The sequence below is a fragment of the Paenibacillus koleovorans NBRC 103111 genome (assembly GCF_004000845.1).
Taxonomy (GTDB): Bacteria; Bacillota; Bacilli; order Paenibacillales; family NBRC-103111; genus Paenibacillus_AA; species Paenibacillus_AA koleovorans.
Map to the genome: position 1 here is coordinate 1 of NZ_BIMA01000133.1, position 17,303 is coordinate 17,303.

General features: G+C 45.1%; 10 protein-coding genes. 1 reads left to right on the top strand and 9 read right to left on the bottom strand.

The window, feature by feature from the left end:
* Positions 1 to 78: 78 nt before the first annotated feature.
* The 7 genes from PKO02S_RS27785 to PKO02S_RS27815 form a co-directional block, all read right to left on the bottom strand.
* Positions 79 to 1,680 carry a sensor domain-containing diguanylate cyclase gene (locus tag PKO02S_RS27785; protein WP_127588292.1) on the bottom strand — a complete coding sequence of 534 codons (1,602 nt, stop codon included), beginning with the start codon at positions 1,678 to 1,680 and terminating at the stop codon, positions 79 to 81.
* A 157-nt stretch (positions 1,681 to 1,837) separates the two neighbouring features.
* The gene (locus PKO02S_RS27790) at positions 1,838 to 3,139 is read right to left on the bottom strand and encodes a glycosyltransferase family 2 protein (protein WP_307720046.1); all 1,302 of its coding nucleotides are present in this window, start codon (positions 3,137 to 3,139) and stop codon (positions 1,838 to 1,840) included.
* Positions 3,140 to 3,154: 15 nt separating this feature from the next.
* Positions 3,155 to 6,865, bottom strand: coding sequence for a sialidase family protein (locus PKO02S_RS27795; RefSeq protein ID WP_164821730.1), 3,711 nt, complete (start codon positions 6,863 to 6,865; stop codon positions 3,155 to 3,157).
* Positions 6,866 to 6,999: 134 nt separating this feature from the next.
* Positions 7,000 to 8,610: a type 2 periplasmic-binding domain-containing protein gene (locus PKO02S_RS27800; protein ID WP_164821731.1), complete on the bottom strand. Its 1,611-nt coding sequence runs from the start codon at positions 8,608 to 8,610 to the stop codon at positions 7,000 to 7,002.
* 109 nt (positions 8,611 to 8,719) lie between these two features.
* Complete coding sequence (locus PKO02S_RS27805) at positions 8,720 to 9,610, bottom strand: carbohydrate ABC transporter permease (protein ID WP_127588295.1); 891 nt, start codon at positions 9,608 to 9,610, stop codon at positions 8,720 to 8,722.
* Positions 9,611 to 9,624: 14 nt separating this feature from the next.
* Positions 9,625 to 10,530 carry an ABC transporter permease gene (locus PKO02S_RS27810; protein ID WP_127588296.1) on the bottom strand — a complete coding sequence of 302 codons (906 nt, stop codon included), beginning with the start codon at positions 10,528 to 10,530 and terminating at the stop codon, positions 9,625 to 9,627.
* Between the two features lie 9 nt (positions 10,531 to 10,539).
* Complete coding sequence (locus tag PKO02S_RS27815; RefSeq protein ID WP_164821732.1) at positions 10,540 to 11,649, bottom strand: sialidase family protein; 1,110 nt, start codon at positions 11,647 to 11,649, stop codon at positions 10,540 to 10,542.
* Positions 11,650 to 12,296: 647 nt separating this feature from the next.
* Between PKO02S_RS27815 and PKO02S_RS27820 the strand changes: the two genes are divergently transcribed.
* Positions 12,297 to 14,276 carry a helix-turn-helix domain-containing protein gene (locus PKO02S_RS27820; protein ID WP_164821733.1) on the top strand — a complete coding sequence of 660 codons (1,980 nt, stop codon included), beginning with the start codon at positions 12,297 to 12,299 and terminating at the stop codon, positions 14,274 to 14,276.
* Positions 14,277 to 15,263: 987 nt separating this feature from the next.
* On the opposite strand, the gene PKO02S_RS27825 is transcribed toward PKO02S_RS27820, so the two are convergent.
* Positions 15,264 to 16,355: a sialidase family protein gene (locus PKO02S_RS27825; RefSeq protein WP_164821734.1), complete on the bottom strand. Its 1,092-nt coding sequence runs from the start codon at positions 16,353 to 16,355 to the stop codon at positions 15,264 to 15,266.
* Between the two features lie 16 nt (positions 16,356 to 16,371).
* Positions 16,372 to 16,836 carry an aldolase/citrate lyase family protein gene (locus tag PKO02S_RS27830; protein ID WP_127588300.1) on the bottom strand — a complete coding sequence of 155 codons (465 nt, stop codon included), beginning with the start codon at positions 16,834 to 16,836 and terminating at the stop codon, positions 16,372 to 16,374.
* Positions 16,837 to 17,303: the final 467 nt, after the last annotated feature.

A 17,303-nucleotide genomic window follows, 5' to 3' on the forward strand; every position in this document is an offset into this window, starting at 1 on the left:
GATCTGTTTAGAAAACCTGATCGGAGATCCGACCAGGTCATTAGGCAGTAGTATTCGGTTTGGCGCACAATAATTGCCCTATAAGCGTTCCTCGTTAGAGGTTCTTGTTCGGTTCCTCCCCTCCTGCTTAGCCTTATACAAAGCTTGGTCTGCTTGGTGCATGACCTTCTCTGGGGTAGTTCCGCAGCTCGGATAGTGAGAGAGGCCAATCGAAACGGTAATCGTAGCACCTGTCGGATTCTCAGTCCTCTCTATGGCCTTTCGAATTCGTTCTGCAACTAACACGGCGCTCTCCAGCCGAGTATTTTTTAAGAGGATGACGAATTCTTCTCCACCCAGTCTAAAGCAAGCGTCAAAAGGTCTGACGTGATCGGTCGCGACCCGCGCCAAAAGCTTGAGCACTTCATCGCCGGCTTGATGACCGTACGAATCATTTACAGCCTTGAACCGATCAATATCCATGAGGAGTAAAGTGAATTCTATCTCTAACTCCTTCCATTCCAGAAACATGGATTCAAGACTTCTTCGGTTCAACAGTCCGGTCAGCGGATCAAGTTGCGCTTCGCGAGCGAGTTGATCGGTTTTAGTTTGAATTGTGTAAAGCGTAGATTGAATGGTCTTCGTTAAAAGATCGGCTTCCCGATTCCAATGATTCGTCGGTGTAACCGCAACAATTCGTTCTTTTCCATGGCGGCTTATCCAATCTGCGAGGTTTACGAAGGGCTGCGCCAGCTTTCTTGCAAGCCATATAGAGCCTATCAACAACACGAAGAACGGAGGGCATATATAGATCAGCATCGCTTGAATGTGATGCTTCAACTGCTCATCCATAATCGACTTAGGCGATATTTCCACCACGCCCCATCGATTCGCGGGAACGACGGAGTACCCGGCCAATTGATGGATCCCCTGCTGATTCACTATGCGTCCGGAACCGCTATGTCCAAGCATTATCTCTTGCACAACCGAATTGGAGCTCACGTTCTCTCCGATTCGGCTGCGATCAGGATGAAACAGTAAATATCCTTCGGAGCTGACAACATAATAATAAGTACCGGATTCATCGATTTCGGTACTTCCGAAAATCATATTTAGTATATTAGACTCGTGCAAGTAGATGGATCCTGAAATAAACCCTCGGTAAGCCCCTGAATCATCGAATATCGGCTCACTGATCATTACAATGAGTCTCTGGGTAGTCGCCGTTTTATAAGGCTTAGAAACATAAGGTTTCTTTAATGCCAATGCTTCCAGCCCTGCTTCTGAACTAACAGACATGTTGGCTGTGCCGATGGATTTGGGTTCCACGCTGAGAATTCGACCTGTCTCATCTACTCGTGTAATGGAATTAAAGTAACCGTTGCTGTTTCGCAGCATCTCTAAATGTGTATCCAACTCCTTTGCTGGCATGGCAGGATTTGCTGCGAGCTTATCGGCTGAATATTTCAAGCTGCTGCGCATGGAGATGAACAGAGCATCTATCGTCTGACTCATCTTAGAGGCCATCAAGTGGTTGAGCGACAATGTGGTTTCAACGAGGGACTGCTTCTTAGATTTATAGGAGCCAATCAGCAGTATGGTGAATGTGAGGCATACCGTGAGAATGACCAGCCCAATAAGTAAAGTTGTTAAGCTGGCCTTGCGGCTTTTGCGAGAGAAGGACTTATACCAAGCTGACATGCCGTTACCTCCATCTGCAAATAATTAGGTATATAGACCTATATATTCGACAGATGTTGCAAAACTCCTATCCAGATCTTAAACATTGAGGCAACGAATGTAGTTACGAAGATTAATTAGCAGGGGAGGAACGTGACCGGATGAAAATGGCCGGCATTCATTTGCCGGGCCTTCTAAATGGGTCAACTGGTGAGACTCTATGAAGCTCATATCTAGACACGGTTGGCGTGCCGTCCCATAATACTTCCGTGTTCGAGCGACGCATTTTTACCCCTTCTTCCTCGAGCAGCAGGTAAAAGTTTTTGGTCGGCAGCCATCCCAGATCGTGCTTGGCGCTAAGCTTATCCAGGAAAGGACGCATTTGATCCGCATCCGCGGAAAGATTTTCTCCGTTCGAGGAAGCAAATGCATACAACACCGATGCGGCGGGAACTCGTTTGACTTTAAACAGGGCGGAAACTCTCAGAAAAAAGTCCCAATCCCAATAGTGATATATGTCTTCATCGAAGGCGCCGATCACCTGATGAATTTCCATGCGATACAAGCAGCCTGAAGGGATAAAAGTGGAAAATTTCCTCATCGCCTGCAAATCGGAATCGTAAGCGAACAACAATCGGCTTTTGGGCATTCGGGTATTTCCGCGTAGTTCATATTCAACAATTTCAGCATCGCAATAAACGAGATCGCAAGGGTCCTCCATCAACGCCTCCAGCATTCTCTTCATGTGATCCGGCATCAACAGATCGTCATCGTCGCACAGCAAAATATACGTCCCCTTCGCGGCTGTCAGCCCCACATTGCGTGCGCGGGTGTGCTTGCCGTTGACCGGTTGATCGAGGATCGTAATATTCAACTCCGGATATCGGCGCTTGACCCAGTCGACCGAATCCCCGGCGTCATTGACAATAATGCATTCAAAGTCGATAACCGTTTGCCTAACCAAACATTCGAGCATCTCACATAAAGCGGCCGGTCGATTATATGTAGGGGTGATAACGCTGATTAGGGGCTTTATCCAATGGCAGGAGCGCAGGAATAGATCCCTGACGATTTCATTTTTCCCGGCCGTCAACGCCTCTCCGCTGTTCCCATCCATTTGCTGCAAGTCATGCTCGATCCTTATCAGGTGCCGCAGAGATTTCATGAAAGAAGTTCGCGTTTCCTCCTCAACCCCGGAATCGGCACGACCGTCATATGCGGTTTGTTCAGAGCCAACTAGGTCGATCAGGAACTGAATGCGTTCCAATGAAAATCCGGATTCGACCAATACGTTTGTCCAAATCGGTTCATGCTCTCGTAAAAGTCCGATCGATTCGGCCCATTGATTGTCATCCATCGGATCATCTCCTGGTGTTAGGGTCAAATACTGAGATGATCTCATTTTATCACTTTTTAACCCGGCGGTGGAAAAGGCATTCCGGCAAGATCTCAATAAAGAAATGAGATTTTGCCGGAACACTTTCAACGCTCTTCATTATCTGTATAACGACAAATTATGAACCCCTTGAAAATTTGCATAGGTTTGGATTTTATTCAACTGAATTTTCCATATCCTTAATTCATATTCGAGCTCTGCGATTTCCGTATCTCCAGGCACCCTTGCAAGCTGCAGCCATATCGCGCCGTCAATAATACTCATGGAATGATTAATGTGTCGGTTTTCAAGCCCCGATCCGACCATGAAATCATCCAGATCTGCAGCGAATTGCCATGTCGCTGTCCCATCCGTACTCACAGCCAGCGAAACCCGGTTTCTCGGAAATTGAGGTTTGGATGAAACATCGTTCGTGTCGACATTTTCCCAAGCGACGTATTGATACCCGGTAGACGGGTCTCTCCACACCGCAAATGCGACGCGGGTGGACGGAAAAATGGTTGGAGCCGGATTAGACCAGGTTAATCCGTTGTTCGTCGATTCGCTTGCATACAGGAATCCCAGATCCGTCCGGAAAAAGGCCTTATACGAATTGGTGCCGGTCTGAACTACTGTCCCTTCCTGCAGACTGATGCCGGTTTCCGAAAATTCAAACTCTTTGGCCGTTGTCCAAGTCTCGCCATCGTCATCGCTATAGTACACGGCAACCGACCCTTCCAATAAATTGCTCGATTCCGTAGCCGCGAACCAAACTCTCCCTGCGGAATCCTGCATGACTTTCCCGGCCACCGCCCCCCTGGCCTTCCAGGCGGAATTCACATAATAGGGTCCGCTCCAAGTCGATCCGTTGTCCGAAGAAGACCATACTCTGTATTTCCCCAAACGGTTGCCGTCATCTACTCTTTCAAAGGAAATCAGGTTTCCGTTGCTGAGAACGAGTGCATTCCGTTCCATTCTGGAGTATCCTTCAGTATTCGGAATGTACATCCATGTGTCTCCCGAATCGGATGACTCCCAAACGCCGCTGTACTCGATATTGGCAATATCGTCAAAGCTTGCAGTCTGATGATAAGTACCTATGCCGATTTTACCCGATGTAAAGGACAGATCCGTGATGATCAGCTCTTCCACACCATCAATATAAAGCTTAATGAAATCGGAATAAAGCGAAAGTTTAAACGTATAGAAAGTGTTTGCGGAAAGCGATTTCACTTTCGAATTCAATGTTGTCCAAGTGCCTCCTGCCTTCTTCTTGATCGACAAAACTCCCGTCGAAGAATTATACTCGGCGCTATAATAATTGTTGCTATCGTTGTACCTTCCGATCAGTTGGATACTGCGATCCGTTCCTCCGGTTAATTCATATTTCACTTTGGCTTCGACGCTGTAATTGGTCCAGTCGTCGCTTCCCGACAAACTTAAGGAAGCCGAAGCGCCCGTTCCGCTTTGTCTGTAAACTTCATTGCCCGAATCGTTCGTGACGGACCATGTCCCGCTTTGGACGGACCATCCGTTCGCATTGCCGTCTTCGAAGTCATCGTTTACCGGCAACGGATTGGTAGGAATGCCGTAGAAAATATATTTTCCGTTACTAAGCTTCACGATATTGGTTGAATTCGCAGACTCAAAACCGCCGATTTCCTTAATTCCATCATTAACCCTGCCCTCACCGGCATACCGAACCTCGTCGAAAAACACATCCCCGTTCTTCACTTCAAGTCCGACTCTTCCAAGTCCGGCCTTTGATGTCGTGCCTTTAAGCAGTGGCGTTTGTTCGCCGTCGAGGAAAAACTGAACTTCGTCGTCCACCGCCGTGATTTTTGCGGTATGCCAACCGCTGCTTAACGGCGATGCGGATGAACTGATCGCAATCACATTCTGAGAATCGATCAGCGAATTTTTTTCAATCAGCCTCCACTTTTGGTCGGCGAAGCTGTAGCTTGCATATAAATACGCATCATCTTCATTACGTCGTATGTGGAAATAGAGCACGGTCCCTGAATGGCTCGCATTGACTTTGAACATGCTCTGAAAGCTGACGTCTCTGGAGAAGACATGCAATAACGAATACGTGTCATTGGATGCGCTATTCGCCCGATATACAAGATTTCCCCCGTCCGAATATACCGTCCACAAATTCAGCGTATAATTGTAATCATCGTTTGCGGTCGTTTCCATCCAGTAATTAGGATTCGTGCCCGCGGTTTCATCTTCGAATGAATCCGAATAGCTGTAGGTGCTGGAAATCTCGCTGTCCATATTAAAAACCTTAATATAGTCGACATGGGCTTCACCTACAGAATTTCTGCCTACGAAAAATCTGATTTCGTCACTGCTTGTATTTTTATTTAACGGATAATTGCCGACATCGTCACCATCGAAATACACGCGGCCGAATCCTTTATCGACATCCACCCTGTAATGATGCCAGTTCGTATCCGAAGACCAGGATACAATTTTATGATTTTCATCCCCCCAACCTTTGATATATAATCCATCCGATTTAAAATAAAGGAACATTCTGTATTTTCCATCATACACGATGATCCCTTGATTTTCGCCGAACGCATCGACTTTATATTTGAAATCCACACGATATTTGTACGGAATGGTGACGTTGCGACTCGCAGATACATCATTTCCGGAACTGTTTGTTAAATGCAGTTGTCCGGATGGGCTGATTTCCTTCGTTCCCGTTCCGCTGACGCTCCAGGCACTCAAACTGCTAAAACCTTCATCCGTTATGATCGGCGCATTATCCATGCTGATCATCTTTGAATAATCTACATGCATCTCCGCAGTCGGAGACCCGTTGACGAAGTATTGGAATTTGTCGGGGCCGGTGCTTGCTCGTAAATTCCAGGTAGCCATATAAGTACCGTCATAATACAGCCTCCCCAGTCCGTTATCTACATCCACTCTATAGACATGGAAGCTGGTGTCGGAAGACCACGATATTTTTTTATACAATGTACCGTCCGCTTCTCTGACGTATACGCCATCCGTTTGAAAAAACATATGCATCCGGTAGGCGCCATCGTAGATCGCTAATCCGTTCTGCGTACCGAAGCTATCGATTTTCAACCGAAATTCTGCCGAATAGGTCCCTGGAATAGCAATATCCTTCTTGGATACATCTGTAGTCGCCGCGCTGGTGGCTACAAGATGAAGCTGGCCCGCTGGACTAATTTCCTTCGAGCCGCTGCCGCTTGAATCCCATCCCGTCATGTTATCCCATGGTTGATTGATGGTATATTCGAAACTATAGATTCTCGAATAATCCACATGCATCTCCGCGGTCGGGGATCCTTGGACGAAATAGGTAAAGTTATCGGGACCGGTGCTTGCACGCAAATTCCAGGTTGCAACATACGCACCGTCATAGTACAGTCTTCCCAGTCCATTTTCCACATCGGTTCTATAGACATGATAGTCGGTATCCGAAGACCAGGATATTTTTTTGTACAACACGCCGTCCGCTTCTCTGACATATACGCCATCTGTTTTAAAGTACATATGCATCCTGTAGGCGCCATCGTAGATCGCCAACCCGTTTTGATCGCCGAAGCTATCGATTTTCAAGCGATATTCTGCCGAGTAGGTGCCTGGAATAGAGGTGCCTGTCTTGGATACATCCGTAATTGCCGCTGCGGTTGCATAAAGATGTAATTCACCCGCAGGACTAATTTCCTTCGTGCCGCTGCCGCTTGTACTCCATCCCGTCATGCTGTTCCAAGGTTGATCGATAATATAGTTAGTTTTTGCCTCACTATAGTTCGACAATAAGAGAAATATTGCGATAATGAGCAAAATAGTGGCCAGCCATGTTCTTTTTATAGCTGCAAACATTACATGTTCCCCTTTCTTACCTAGAATTTTGGGTAAGGAGGATATGCCTGTAACGTCTTCTATTACAGGCATATCGGTTCAGGTCTAGAGAAACCTTATTTCACAGCATTATACCTGTCATATGCAGCCTGCATGATGTCTAAAAATTCGTTCAACTTCATCTTTTTAAGAGAATTGATATAATTATCCCACTCTGCATCGATGTTCGTTTTAGGATCGGTGATAAACTTAGCTTTCATATTTTTGACGAATGTGAAAATATCAGTTCTCAATTGGATCAATTTTTCGGTTTCCTCTGTCGTAAACTGCGGTCTGGGCCATATATCTTTGGCGAAATAGGGTTTATTAATAGGAATATATTCGGTTCCTTGTACAGTGTCTGGTGGAACAAGCGCTTTTGTGCCGATGTCTTCTTCCAACACCATCCCCGGCCAGCTTCCTCCGAAGAAATTTTCTTGCCCATATGCAGCGTATACCGCACCTGCCGGCAAGTCTTTATACTTCAGAATACCGTTATCCATATAGGCCAGAGGCGAGTAATTCAGCTTTAAGAACTCTTGTGTATTGTAGTACTTATCCATAAGCGCCATCGTATGTTCAGGATATTTGTTATTCTTCGTGATCACCACGGAAGATCTTTTTCCAAGAACGCCTGGATTTACCCAGACTTTAGGCGTACGACCTGGCGCGGCTGGAGGCGCTATCACCGAATAGTGACTTGGATTTTTGAAACTGGTTGTATTTTTATGGACAGTTGACCCGACGATGTCCTCTGCATTCTGATATTTTGCAGACAAATTGGCCTGTTTCTGAGTGAAGACCTCTTTATCCAGAAGTCCTTCCGTGTACAGCTTTCTTAAAAATTTGATTCCTTCCTTATACTCGGGACGAATCGGCGCAAATTCTACCTTTCCATTATCAATAATCGTGTAGCCATCGTTTAAGCCATGTTTATAGGCTAATCCAAAGGAGCCCATAAAAGCTTCCAAATGCGCAAACGCTTCTTCGTCGATCAAGGTCAGCGGAATTTCATCGGCAATACCGTTTCCATTCGGATCCTGTTCTTTGAATGCTTTTAATACCGTATACAATTCATCCGTGGTTTTAGGCTCTTTCAATCCCAGCTTACTTAGCCAAGACTTATTAATAATAAAATTGTTCTCCATCCATTGTTGATACACTTCAATCATGATTGGCATCGAATACACATGTCCCGAAGGGTCCGTTGCCACTTTTTTTAATTGCGGCCTGAGCTTAACCGCTTTCATGTAATTAGGCGTGATATCGTCGTTAATGTACTTCTCCAGAGGCAAGATCGCTCCGCTTGCCGCATACATCGACAGAACATTATCCGGAACTCCCAGGATAATGTCATAGTAGTTACCGGATGCCAGCGCCAGTTTCAGGAAAGTTTCGCGATCTGCGGCGGAAGCCGCATTTGAAATGTGATACTCAAGTTTGATATTGGTCTCTTTGAACATGTCCTGAACAGCCACTCTTTTTTGGAATTGCTCCGAATCAAAAGTAGGATTAAAGTGCAAAACGGAAATGGTAACGCTTTCTTTTAACGGAAACTGAATTTTTTCATTTGGTGTTGTACTTGATACCGGCTCCTGCGTTTGCTGCTCGTCCCCCTTTGTTGAGCATGCGGATAAAACAACTGTCGAAATCAAACCCAATACGACAAGCTTTCGAAATCCTTTCATATCTACCTTCCTCCCTATGGATTTTGTGCAGTAAGCCTGCACGGATCTATATTGAATATGCAGCTGTCGCGAAGACCAAACTAGCATATCTCAATATCAAGCACCATAACTAACCTTTTATCGACCCTATCATTACCCCTTTAATAAAATACCTTTGAATGAACGGATATAATAAAAGTACAGGAACACTTGCAATAATAATAACGCCATATTTGACCAGCTCTTTTAAGCGTGTAGCATATTCAATAGATTCGGCGTCAGCGAAGGACTCATTCGTATAATTCACTGAAACCAGAATACTTCTTAACACGAGCTGCAGCGGCCATTTATTTTGAGACGTAAGATAGATACTGGCATTAAACCATGCATTCCAATGAATCAGCGCATAGAACAATACCAATACTGCGATAAGAGCTTTTGATAGCGGAATGACAACACTGATCAAAAAACGCGTATTGCTTGCACCATCTATTTTGGCCGATTCCAAAAGCTCATTCGGGATTGTAGCCGCAAAAAAAGTTCTTGCAATCAGAAGATAATACACATTTACGGAACCGGGTAAAATGATGGACCAGAATGTATCCATAAGATTCAATTGTTTGATCAGGAGATAATCGGGAATAAGACCGCCGTGGAAATACATTGTAAATATAAAGAACAGCAAAATTCCTCTCTTCCACTTCATATCTTTTCTAGACAGCGCATATGCACAGGGTACTGTTACAGCAATATTCAATAATGTACCGCCTGTTGTATATCCTAGAGAATTGATATATCCAATCCATATCTTAGACTCATGAAACAAAATTTCATACCCTTCCATATTTATCCCTCTCGGAGCAAACAGAACCTTTCCGCTATTAACCAGAACAGGATCACTGAAAGAAGCAATCAAAACAAAATACAACGGGTATAAAACGATTAAGGTTATTATGGTGAGGATAAGGATATTCGCGATGTCAAAGATCCTGTCTCCTACGGAAACTTTAAATTTGTGCATGTTGCCTCCTTGTCCTAATACAAAGAATTCCCGCTGAATTTTTTCACCATCACATTCGTAAAGATCAGAAGCAAAACACTTATTACCGAATTCATTAATCCTACAGCCGTTGCAAAACTATAGTTCCCCTCCACAATACCTGCTCTATAGACATAGGTGCTGATATTTTCGGACTTTGAAATATTCATTGGGTTTTGCAGCAGAAGCATTTTTTCAAAGCCTACATCCATTATTCGACCGACTTTGAGTACAAAAAGAACAACGATGGTCGGCATAATACTTGGAAGATCAATATGCCATATTTTCTGGAATCGGTTCACGCCGTCAATGGTTGCCGCTTCTATTTGCTCTATATCTACCATAGACAGTGCGGCAATATAGATCACCGCATTAAAACCAGTTTCCTGCCAAATATCTGAAATTATATATAGCGGCTGAACCCAGTCTGCTAATCCCAAAAAGAATATGGGCTCTGCACCTAATTTTTTTAACAATAGATTGATGATCCCGGTATCCGGGGATAAAAATACATATAACATGCCGGCAATCACAATGATGGAAATAAGATGTGGCGAATAAGTGATGGACTGTACTATTTTTTTGAACTTCTCGTTATTTACTTGATGCAGCATAAGGGCCAATATAATAGGCAGGGGAAATGTAAATATCAAAATGCCAAAGCTCAAAGTCAACGTATTCCGAATAATATCCCATGCACCGTAAACATTAAAAAACCGTATAAAATTGTCAAGTCCGTTGAAATCTCCTCCCAAAAACCCCCCTGTGAGAGAAAACTTTCTGAAGGCAATCTGTACACCATAGATGGGTAAGTATTTGAAAATAATCGTTAGAATCACAGCAGGAAGTATAAATACATATAGTTCCCACGAATTCATCATGTAGTTCATTTTTCTTTTCATGGTTGCAATTTACTCCTTATTTGTATCTTCGAACGGGATCACGAACATAACCAATTCATTCCGATTTAGATCAACAGCTATATATATTTTTTTATCAAGCTCATCTACAAATCCGTCAGGGTAGTTATAAGCGTCTATCCGATCCGTATTTCTTTGAGCGGTTAGGTTCTGGATATTGATCTTTTTATCCCAAGTTTTCAGATCATGATCTGAAATCCATATTTCAATCGGATGACGCAACAACCGGCAATTTTCCATTAACCATGCTTTGTCCGGTTTGATTGTGGGATTGGGGTGACAAAATAACAAAATACGTCCATCCTGTAGCTTCAACAATCTCATTTTTACAGCGGCATCCGGTATTTGGGTCTGTTCTGCCTTGCTCCAGGTATGCCCACCATCGTGCGAAATGGATTGCCATATCCATCCGTTGAATTCATTCCGCATATACATGACCACATCGCCATTAGAGAGTTCAATACAATTGGGTTCCCACAGAAATTTATGATGCTCGTCTGCCGGTACAATATACTTCTGAAAAGAGCGGCCTCGATCTGTGCTTATCAAGACTCCGCATCTGTATATGAAATTCCGCACAAAGTATCTAAATCGAGGTCTTTTCAAAACGGAATATTCATCTTGTATCTCATCCTCCATCGTTGAAACTCTCTCCGTGTAACAATAAGGAATCACCCAGTTACCGTTTGAAAGAATGATTCGCTGTCTCATGTTGCATCTTTCATGAAATTCGCCGAACGCTTCTCTTTCTGTCCATGTGTAACCGTTGTCATAGCTATACGATCGAAAGGATCTCAACTCGCTGAAGCTGTCGTCTTCATTTACTTCATATATAAAAGCGGTGATTTTGTCCTCATCTACAAATACCTCGGAGCACCAAGTCCCTTTGCCTTGCGTGGAAAATATTTGATGCGGCTCTGACCAACTCTCCCCCTTATCCGGAGAATGGATGACAAATAGAACATTCGAATTTGAAGGTTCGGTTCTTCCCCCGGATTGAAATACAATAAAATGCTCCCCGTTCGGAGCTTTCCGATAAAATGGCTCGCAAACAAGATGATTCGGTTCGTGACCTACATATAAAGTTTTTTCAGTAATCATTCCTTCACCTTTCCCCTTCATCATTTAGTAGTCGGTTTTGCGATTACGAAGTCATAATAACAGCCAAGGAGTGAATTTATCCATTTGCAAATGCGAAAAAGTATATGTCAAATCGAAATTACATCCAGCCGGGCATCGACCGAAATTTCTAATTGGAATACAGTCAGAATTCAGGCCTCTTGCCAGAACGGAATAAACATATGTCAATTCGAAAACATGGAAGTTTCTCTGTACACGTAGAACAGAGTGTTGTATATTACACACATCTTTGGTTGGATGACGCGAATGCTGCGATGGGGCAAGTTGGGGTGTGGTTGATTGGATAACGATACAAGTGGAAAGCGCTGAATGGTTTTCTGGGGGAAGGGGGAGCTTGTCTGATTCCAAAAAGAAGATTTATTTTACTTACCTTTGTAAAGTATATTTCAACTTACATCCTGTTGTTTATGGTTCCTATGTCAGCGTTTTACTTACTCGTTTATTTCAATTTCCTGGATATACTCAAAAAAGAGATTGTAGAAAATAACATAAGCACGGTAGAAAAGATAAAATTCACATTCGAGAGAGAGCTCTTAGGGATACAAGAAATTTATTACAATATGATATACAGTCCCAAATTAACAACATATGCAATCGATAATTACCCGATGGATGCCGTGGAGACGCTAACCAATTATCATCTTCAAAACAAATTGACAGATGAATTTATGATTTATTTAAGAGGAAGCCAGTATATATATGGATCCGGCGGCTCGTATCCTCTCCCAGCGTTAATAAACAGTATTTATAAAGGCAGTTGGGATAAGGAATTATTCATAAACAACATTAATAATATAAATGAGTCTACGGTGTACTCCTCCAATGAAACCAACACGAGACAGATCATAAGCATTTTCAAGCCTATTCCGCAAATCAGCAGCAAGCCCTATGCGACAGCCATATTCATTATCAGCAAAAATAACATTAAAGAATTGTTGAGTTCCCGGAATGTCAACTCAAGTGAAAACATTTTGCTTTTCGACCCGAATAATAATCTCGTATTTTCATTAAAAAATGAAGCCTATTTAAGCTCGGATAAATTGAGTGAATATTTAGACAATTCGAAAGAAGGCAAAACGGTTACGGAAGTTTTACTCTTCGATCATGTGAACTATTTCTTATCAACTGCCCATTCATCTGAAACGGGCTGGACCTATGTAAGGATTGTTACAGAAGAAGAAGCTTTGAATAAGCTTTTTAATATTAAACAACTCTACTTGCTGACGTTCATCATCTTAATGCTAGTTGGTGCTGCCTTAATATTGATTGCCATTCTTAACAACTATAATCCTATTAAAAAACTGATGAGTTTCGCCATTCGAATATCCAAAACTAAAGAATCCGATAAAGGATCATTAAAAGATTCGGTCAACAGCATAGTTAAAAGCTATGGGGATATGGAATCAAGCTTGAAAAACAATCAATTTGCTATTAAGGAATATATGCTATCTTTATTATTAAACGGCCAACTGGAGCAGATCGAAAAAATAAATGCAACAAACTCTTCTAATCTGGTATTCAAGATCGAATTTACTAGACCTACTTATTTTTCTTGCATCATTAATTTGGGAACGGTTCATGCAACCGAAAAATTTGACAATACAAAGTTCGTGGAATTTATAGAGCAAATGCTGTCCCCTGAATTGGAAGGTTATTGCAGAATCATATTGGCCAATACGTCAGCCGTTCTCTTGCTCTCAACTGAATATGCAGATAAAAACTTGGTTTCCTCCAAAATAAGTATGCTTTCTGATGCGATCCAAAAGAAGTTTTCGATCAATCCTTGTTTTGGAATCGGGGGGTTCTATACTTCCATTTCAGATTTCTGGAAATCCTATCTGGAGGCCGGCTCGGCCTTGGACTATAAAATTTTGAAGAAGCAAGACAAAATAATATTTTTCAGTGATCTTCCAAATAAGGATATAATTGAAAACCCTAATTTTCCAAAGGAAAAGCTGGAACACTTGGAAAATTACATTCTTCAAATGAATCTTACCAAAGTTGAAGAATCACTGCTGGATATCCTTAATGATATTCAACAAGATGGGGTCTCCTTAAATCATGCTAAATGCATCTATTATGACGTGATTAATATTGTCATTAAATCCATCCAGGAACTCGATATTCCGACTGCAGAATCCGCTTCATTAAATGAAGAAATATATGAGCTGGCCAATATAGAAACCGTCGAAGCTTTATTTGATTCCATTATGGAGCTGATCGCTAGAGTACAGCATATTTTCATTTCTGACTTGCAGAGCTCCAACAATCATTATATCCATGATGTAGTCGGTTATATCAGGGAACATTTTCATGAATATGATTTTTCCATCAGTTCCCTTTCAGAGAAATTCAATATTTCCGAAGTTTATTTGCGAAAGCTTTTCAAGAACAGGCACGGGGTAACTCTTCAAGAATATGTTACCTCTCTTAAAATTGAGAAGGCACAGGAACTGCTCATCCGTACAGAGCTCAGTTTAAAGGAAATCGTGCAGCAGATTGGATATGTGGATACCGCAAGTTTTTCAAGGAAATTCAGATTGCAAGTAGGTATGACTCCCGGGGAGTACAGGAGGGGATATAGATAAATTAATCCTTTTGATAAGAATCGTCAGGTATGATGCACCTGATGGTCCTCTGGCGTAAGTGTTCAGTTGGCGCGTGGGGAGGGCAAGCAGTTGGATTCCGATCGCTGAAATCTGGAAGTTTCATTATGATCCCATTCGTACGCATCCCTCCGCGACCCGCTAGTATTCAACGGAAGCGACGGTCGAGCAACGTGGCCCCCTTACCCTTGCTCCCCAGTCCGAAAAACTTGGACTGCCGCATGCCGGACTGCCTAGAAAAGCTCTGTAGTCCGAATCGGCCGAATTAGAGCGGCGTTTTCCAGAGGAAGCATGCACAAACCGCTCTGCAAATGGGAAAAGTCGGACTGGAGACCGCCTCCCTCTTCGCTCCCGCCACGCAGTCCGAAAAAGTCGGACTAGAGCAGATAATCAGCTCCGCTCGTCAGAAACATAACACTCCCGCATCACGCTATTTCGCCGTTTCGGCGCTGTGGCGCCAAATAGGGTTGTTGGCACTCGGATTAAATGGCATCATTGACGGTAAAGAATCCGAGGATGACTGTCGGGGGAAGGTGGTGAAGGCGTGGTGGAGGACGTAGCCCAAGCGAAGCGCGGGAGAAATAGAGGAAGGAAAGAAGGAAAAATGACGAACCGCAGCGAAAACGCCACCTGAGCCATTATCGGTCAGGTGGCGTTTCCATCTGCAGGAATGCGGAAGCTCATGGTTTGGCGGCCTAGACTTCCGTTTCCTAATCCCAGCCCGCATTGAAAAAAGCGATCACCGCACACGGCACGCCGGAAATTTTTTGCGCAGACAACGCGAAAATTTTCAGTCGAAGCAACTCAGCGAGGTGGCGGCGCGGCTGCAATTCGAGATCCGGCATACCAAAGACGGCGTGTATCTCGGTGCAGGGGAACACGTTCGAGGTGCAAAAACGGCTCGCATACGAGCAGATGAGGCTCCTCGCCGACGTATATCGATGTTTCCGAAATCAAGCTGCGTTCCTCCTATTCAGCCGCTCGCTCCGGCGCCCCGCCGGATATGAGCCAATCGGGCTCGATTAATGCCGCGAATTGATGGATCGCCTTGCTCACCTTCTCGGGATGCGCCATCAGTCTCGGCTCCTCCCGCTTGGCATAAGTCAATATAGCCTTGCCCTGCGACGTGAACATACAGTTCAAGTTGAAAAAGGCATAGGGTCCCGTCGCAATGTCTCCGACCTTTCGCCATGTTCGTCCTTCGTCCTCGGATACCGCTGCGGACAACGGTGTGCGCAGCCCGTAGTGATGCGTGCCCGGATCGTACAGACTGTCGTTCCAGAACAGCGTCAGCACATTTGTGCCGGGAATGCGCCGGATGCAGGTGCAGGATTCAGTGGCCTTTAATCCCGACGTCTGCGGAAGCGTCCAGGTTTCCCCCCGGTCTTCGGAGCGGGCAAGAAACACCGAGCCCAGTTGGCTGCGCAGCGACATAATCAGCGTACCCGAAGCAAGCTCGGCTACCGAAGGTTCCATCGCTCCCCGCATCGGCAAGCGAACAGTGCCTGCGGCCTGTACCCAGTTCACCCCGCCATCGTCGCTGTAAAAGCAGCCGACCGTGTTATGCTGCTTCCCCTGGTGACCGTCGCCGAAATGAAACGGCAGCAGCAGACGGCCTCCAGAAAGCAAATTCATCTGGTTCGCCCCCCCTTGCAGCCATTGGCCCTGCGACCGCTCCCAGACGCGAGACCGCAGTTCCCAGCTCTCCCCGCCATTATTGGAAGCGTATACATCCATCGAGGAGCTGTTCGCCCCCCGATGTCCGCGCAAGCAATGAAGCAGCAGCGTGCCGTCGGGCAGCAGACACAATCCCGGAGCTTGAACATTGTTATCCTCCGGGTCGGCGTCAATCAGCAGCCGCTCCTCCCCCCAGGTCGTTCCGCCGTCCCGAGATGTCTTGGCGTAAATCCGGCAACCGTCAAAATCCGAGCCGGTGTTGGTCTCGCCCTCGTACTTGTGCCACACAGCCAGCAGTCTGCCGTCCGGGAGCTCCGCAATGCATGCCGTGTCATTGCGCGGATTTGTCGGCCCCGCCTTGGCGATGGCAATCGTTGTGATCATTTCCCTGCCTCCCTCCCTAGTGAAGCTTCGTTTGAATATTAACATTTTGCGCCTTCGTCTGAACGACGCATTCCCCCGTTTCCTGCCTGATTCGCAGCAGCTCGGCGCGCATCGTGTCGGAAAACGCAGTCAGATCCGAGCTGTGGACGACCATGTTCGCTCCGGCCTTGATCCAGCCGAGTTCCTGAACGAGACTCGTGGAGAAATGGATGCCGGCCCCTTTGCCGCTGTCTCTCGCTGTACGGACAATGCAAAGCACCGCCTCGTCGAACAGAGGGTGGTCGTACTGCTCCGGGACTCCCAGGCTGCAAGACAAATCGTGTGGACCAATCAGAACGGCATCAAGCCCGGGAACCTGCACGATATCGTCCAGCGCCTCGATTGCCGGACGGCTCTCGATATTGACGATCAGCAGATGCTCCGCATTATGCCGCCGCACATAATCGTCCAGCTCCGGCTCCGCCTGTTCCCTTCCGGCCATAATCCTGGCCCTTCAGGGGGCGATACTTCACCGCATGCGGCGGTGGGGAGGCATGCTCCCGATCATTGCCAAAAGCTTCTCTTTGACCTCGGCATATTCCAATGCGGGCAACTTCGTCATCCTCTGAATTCTCCCTTGAAAGCTGTAATACTGGTTATACCTCCAATATTACACCTTTGGGGTGAAGATTGTACACACGCAAACAGCTGAGCCGTGGGCGATACAACAATCCCAAAAGAAATAGACTTAGGAAATAGCCCTAAGCCCTGTAACTGTATTATTGTGATAGGACCATCAGAAGAACCGTCGTGACATTGTCTAGAAAAGCAGATTTTACGGTTTGTCCAGAGGGTGGGCAGCCAGTTGGTCGATGTAGATTTCCCTTTCGGCAAACTGAGCCCACCCAGGGCTCAACACGACAGCCCTTTCGTTCCGTCAGCTATCTCACTAAGCAAGGTCGCCGATTG

Coding starts and splice junctions, on each gene's coding strand:
- PKO02S_RS27800 (WP_164821731.1), bottom strand. CDS start 8,610: ATGAAAGGATTTCGAAAGCTTGTCGTATTGGGTTTGATTTCGACAGTT.
- PKO02S_RS27825 (WP_164821734.1), bottom strand. CDS start 16,355: ATGATCACAACGATTGCCATCGCCAAGGCGGGGCCGACAAATCCGCGC.
- PKO02S_RS27805 (WP_127588295.1), bottom strand. CDS start 9,610: ATGCACAAATTTAAAGTTTCCGTAGGAGACAGGATCTTTGACATCGCG.
- PKO02S_RS27830 (WP_127588300.1), bottom strand. CDS start 16,836: ATGGCCGGAAGGGAACAGGCGGAGCCGGAGCTGGACGATTATGTGCGG.
- PKO02S_RS27785 (WP_127588292.1), bottom strand. CDS start 1,680: ATGTCAGCTTGGTATAAGTCCTTCTCTCGCAAAAGCCGCAAGGCCAGC.
- PKO02S_RS27820 (WP_164821733.1), top strand. CDS start 12,297: ATGGATGCCGTGGAGACGCTAACCAATTATCATCTTCAAAACAAATTG.
- PKO02S_RS27810 (WP_127588296.1), bottom strand. CDS start 10,530: ATGAAAAGAAAAATGAACTACATGATGAATTCGTGGGAACTATATGTA.
- PKO02S_RS27815 (WP_164821732.1), bottom strand. CDS start 11,649: ATGATTACTGAAAAAACTTTATATGTAGGTCACGAACCGAATCATCTT.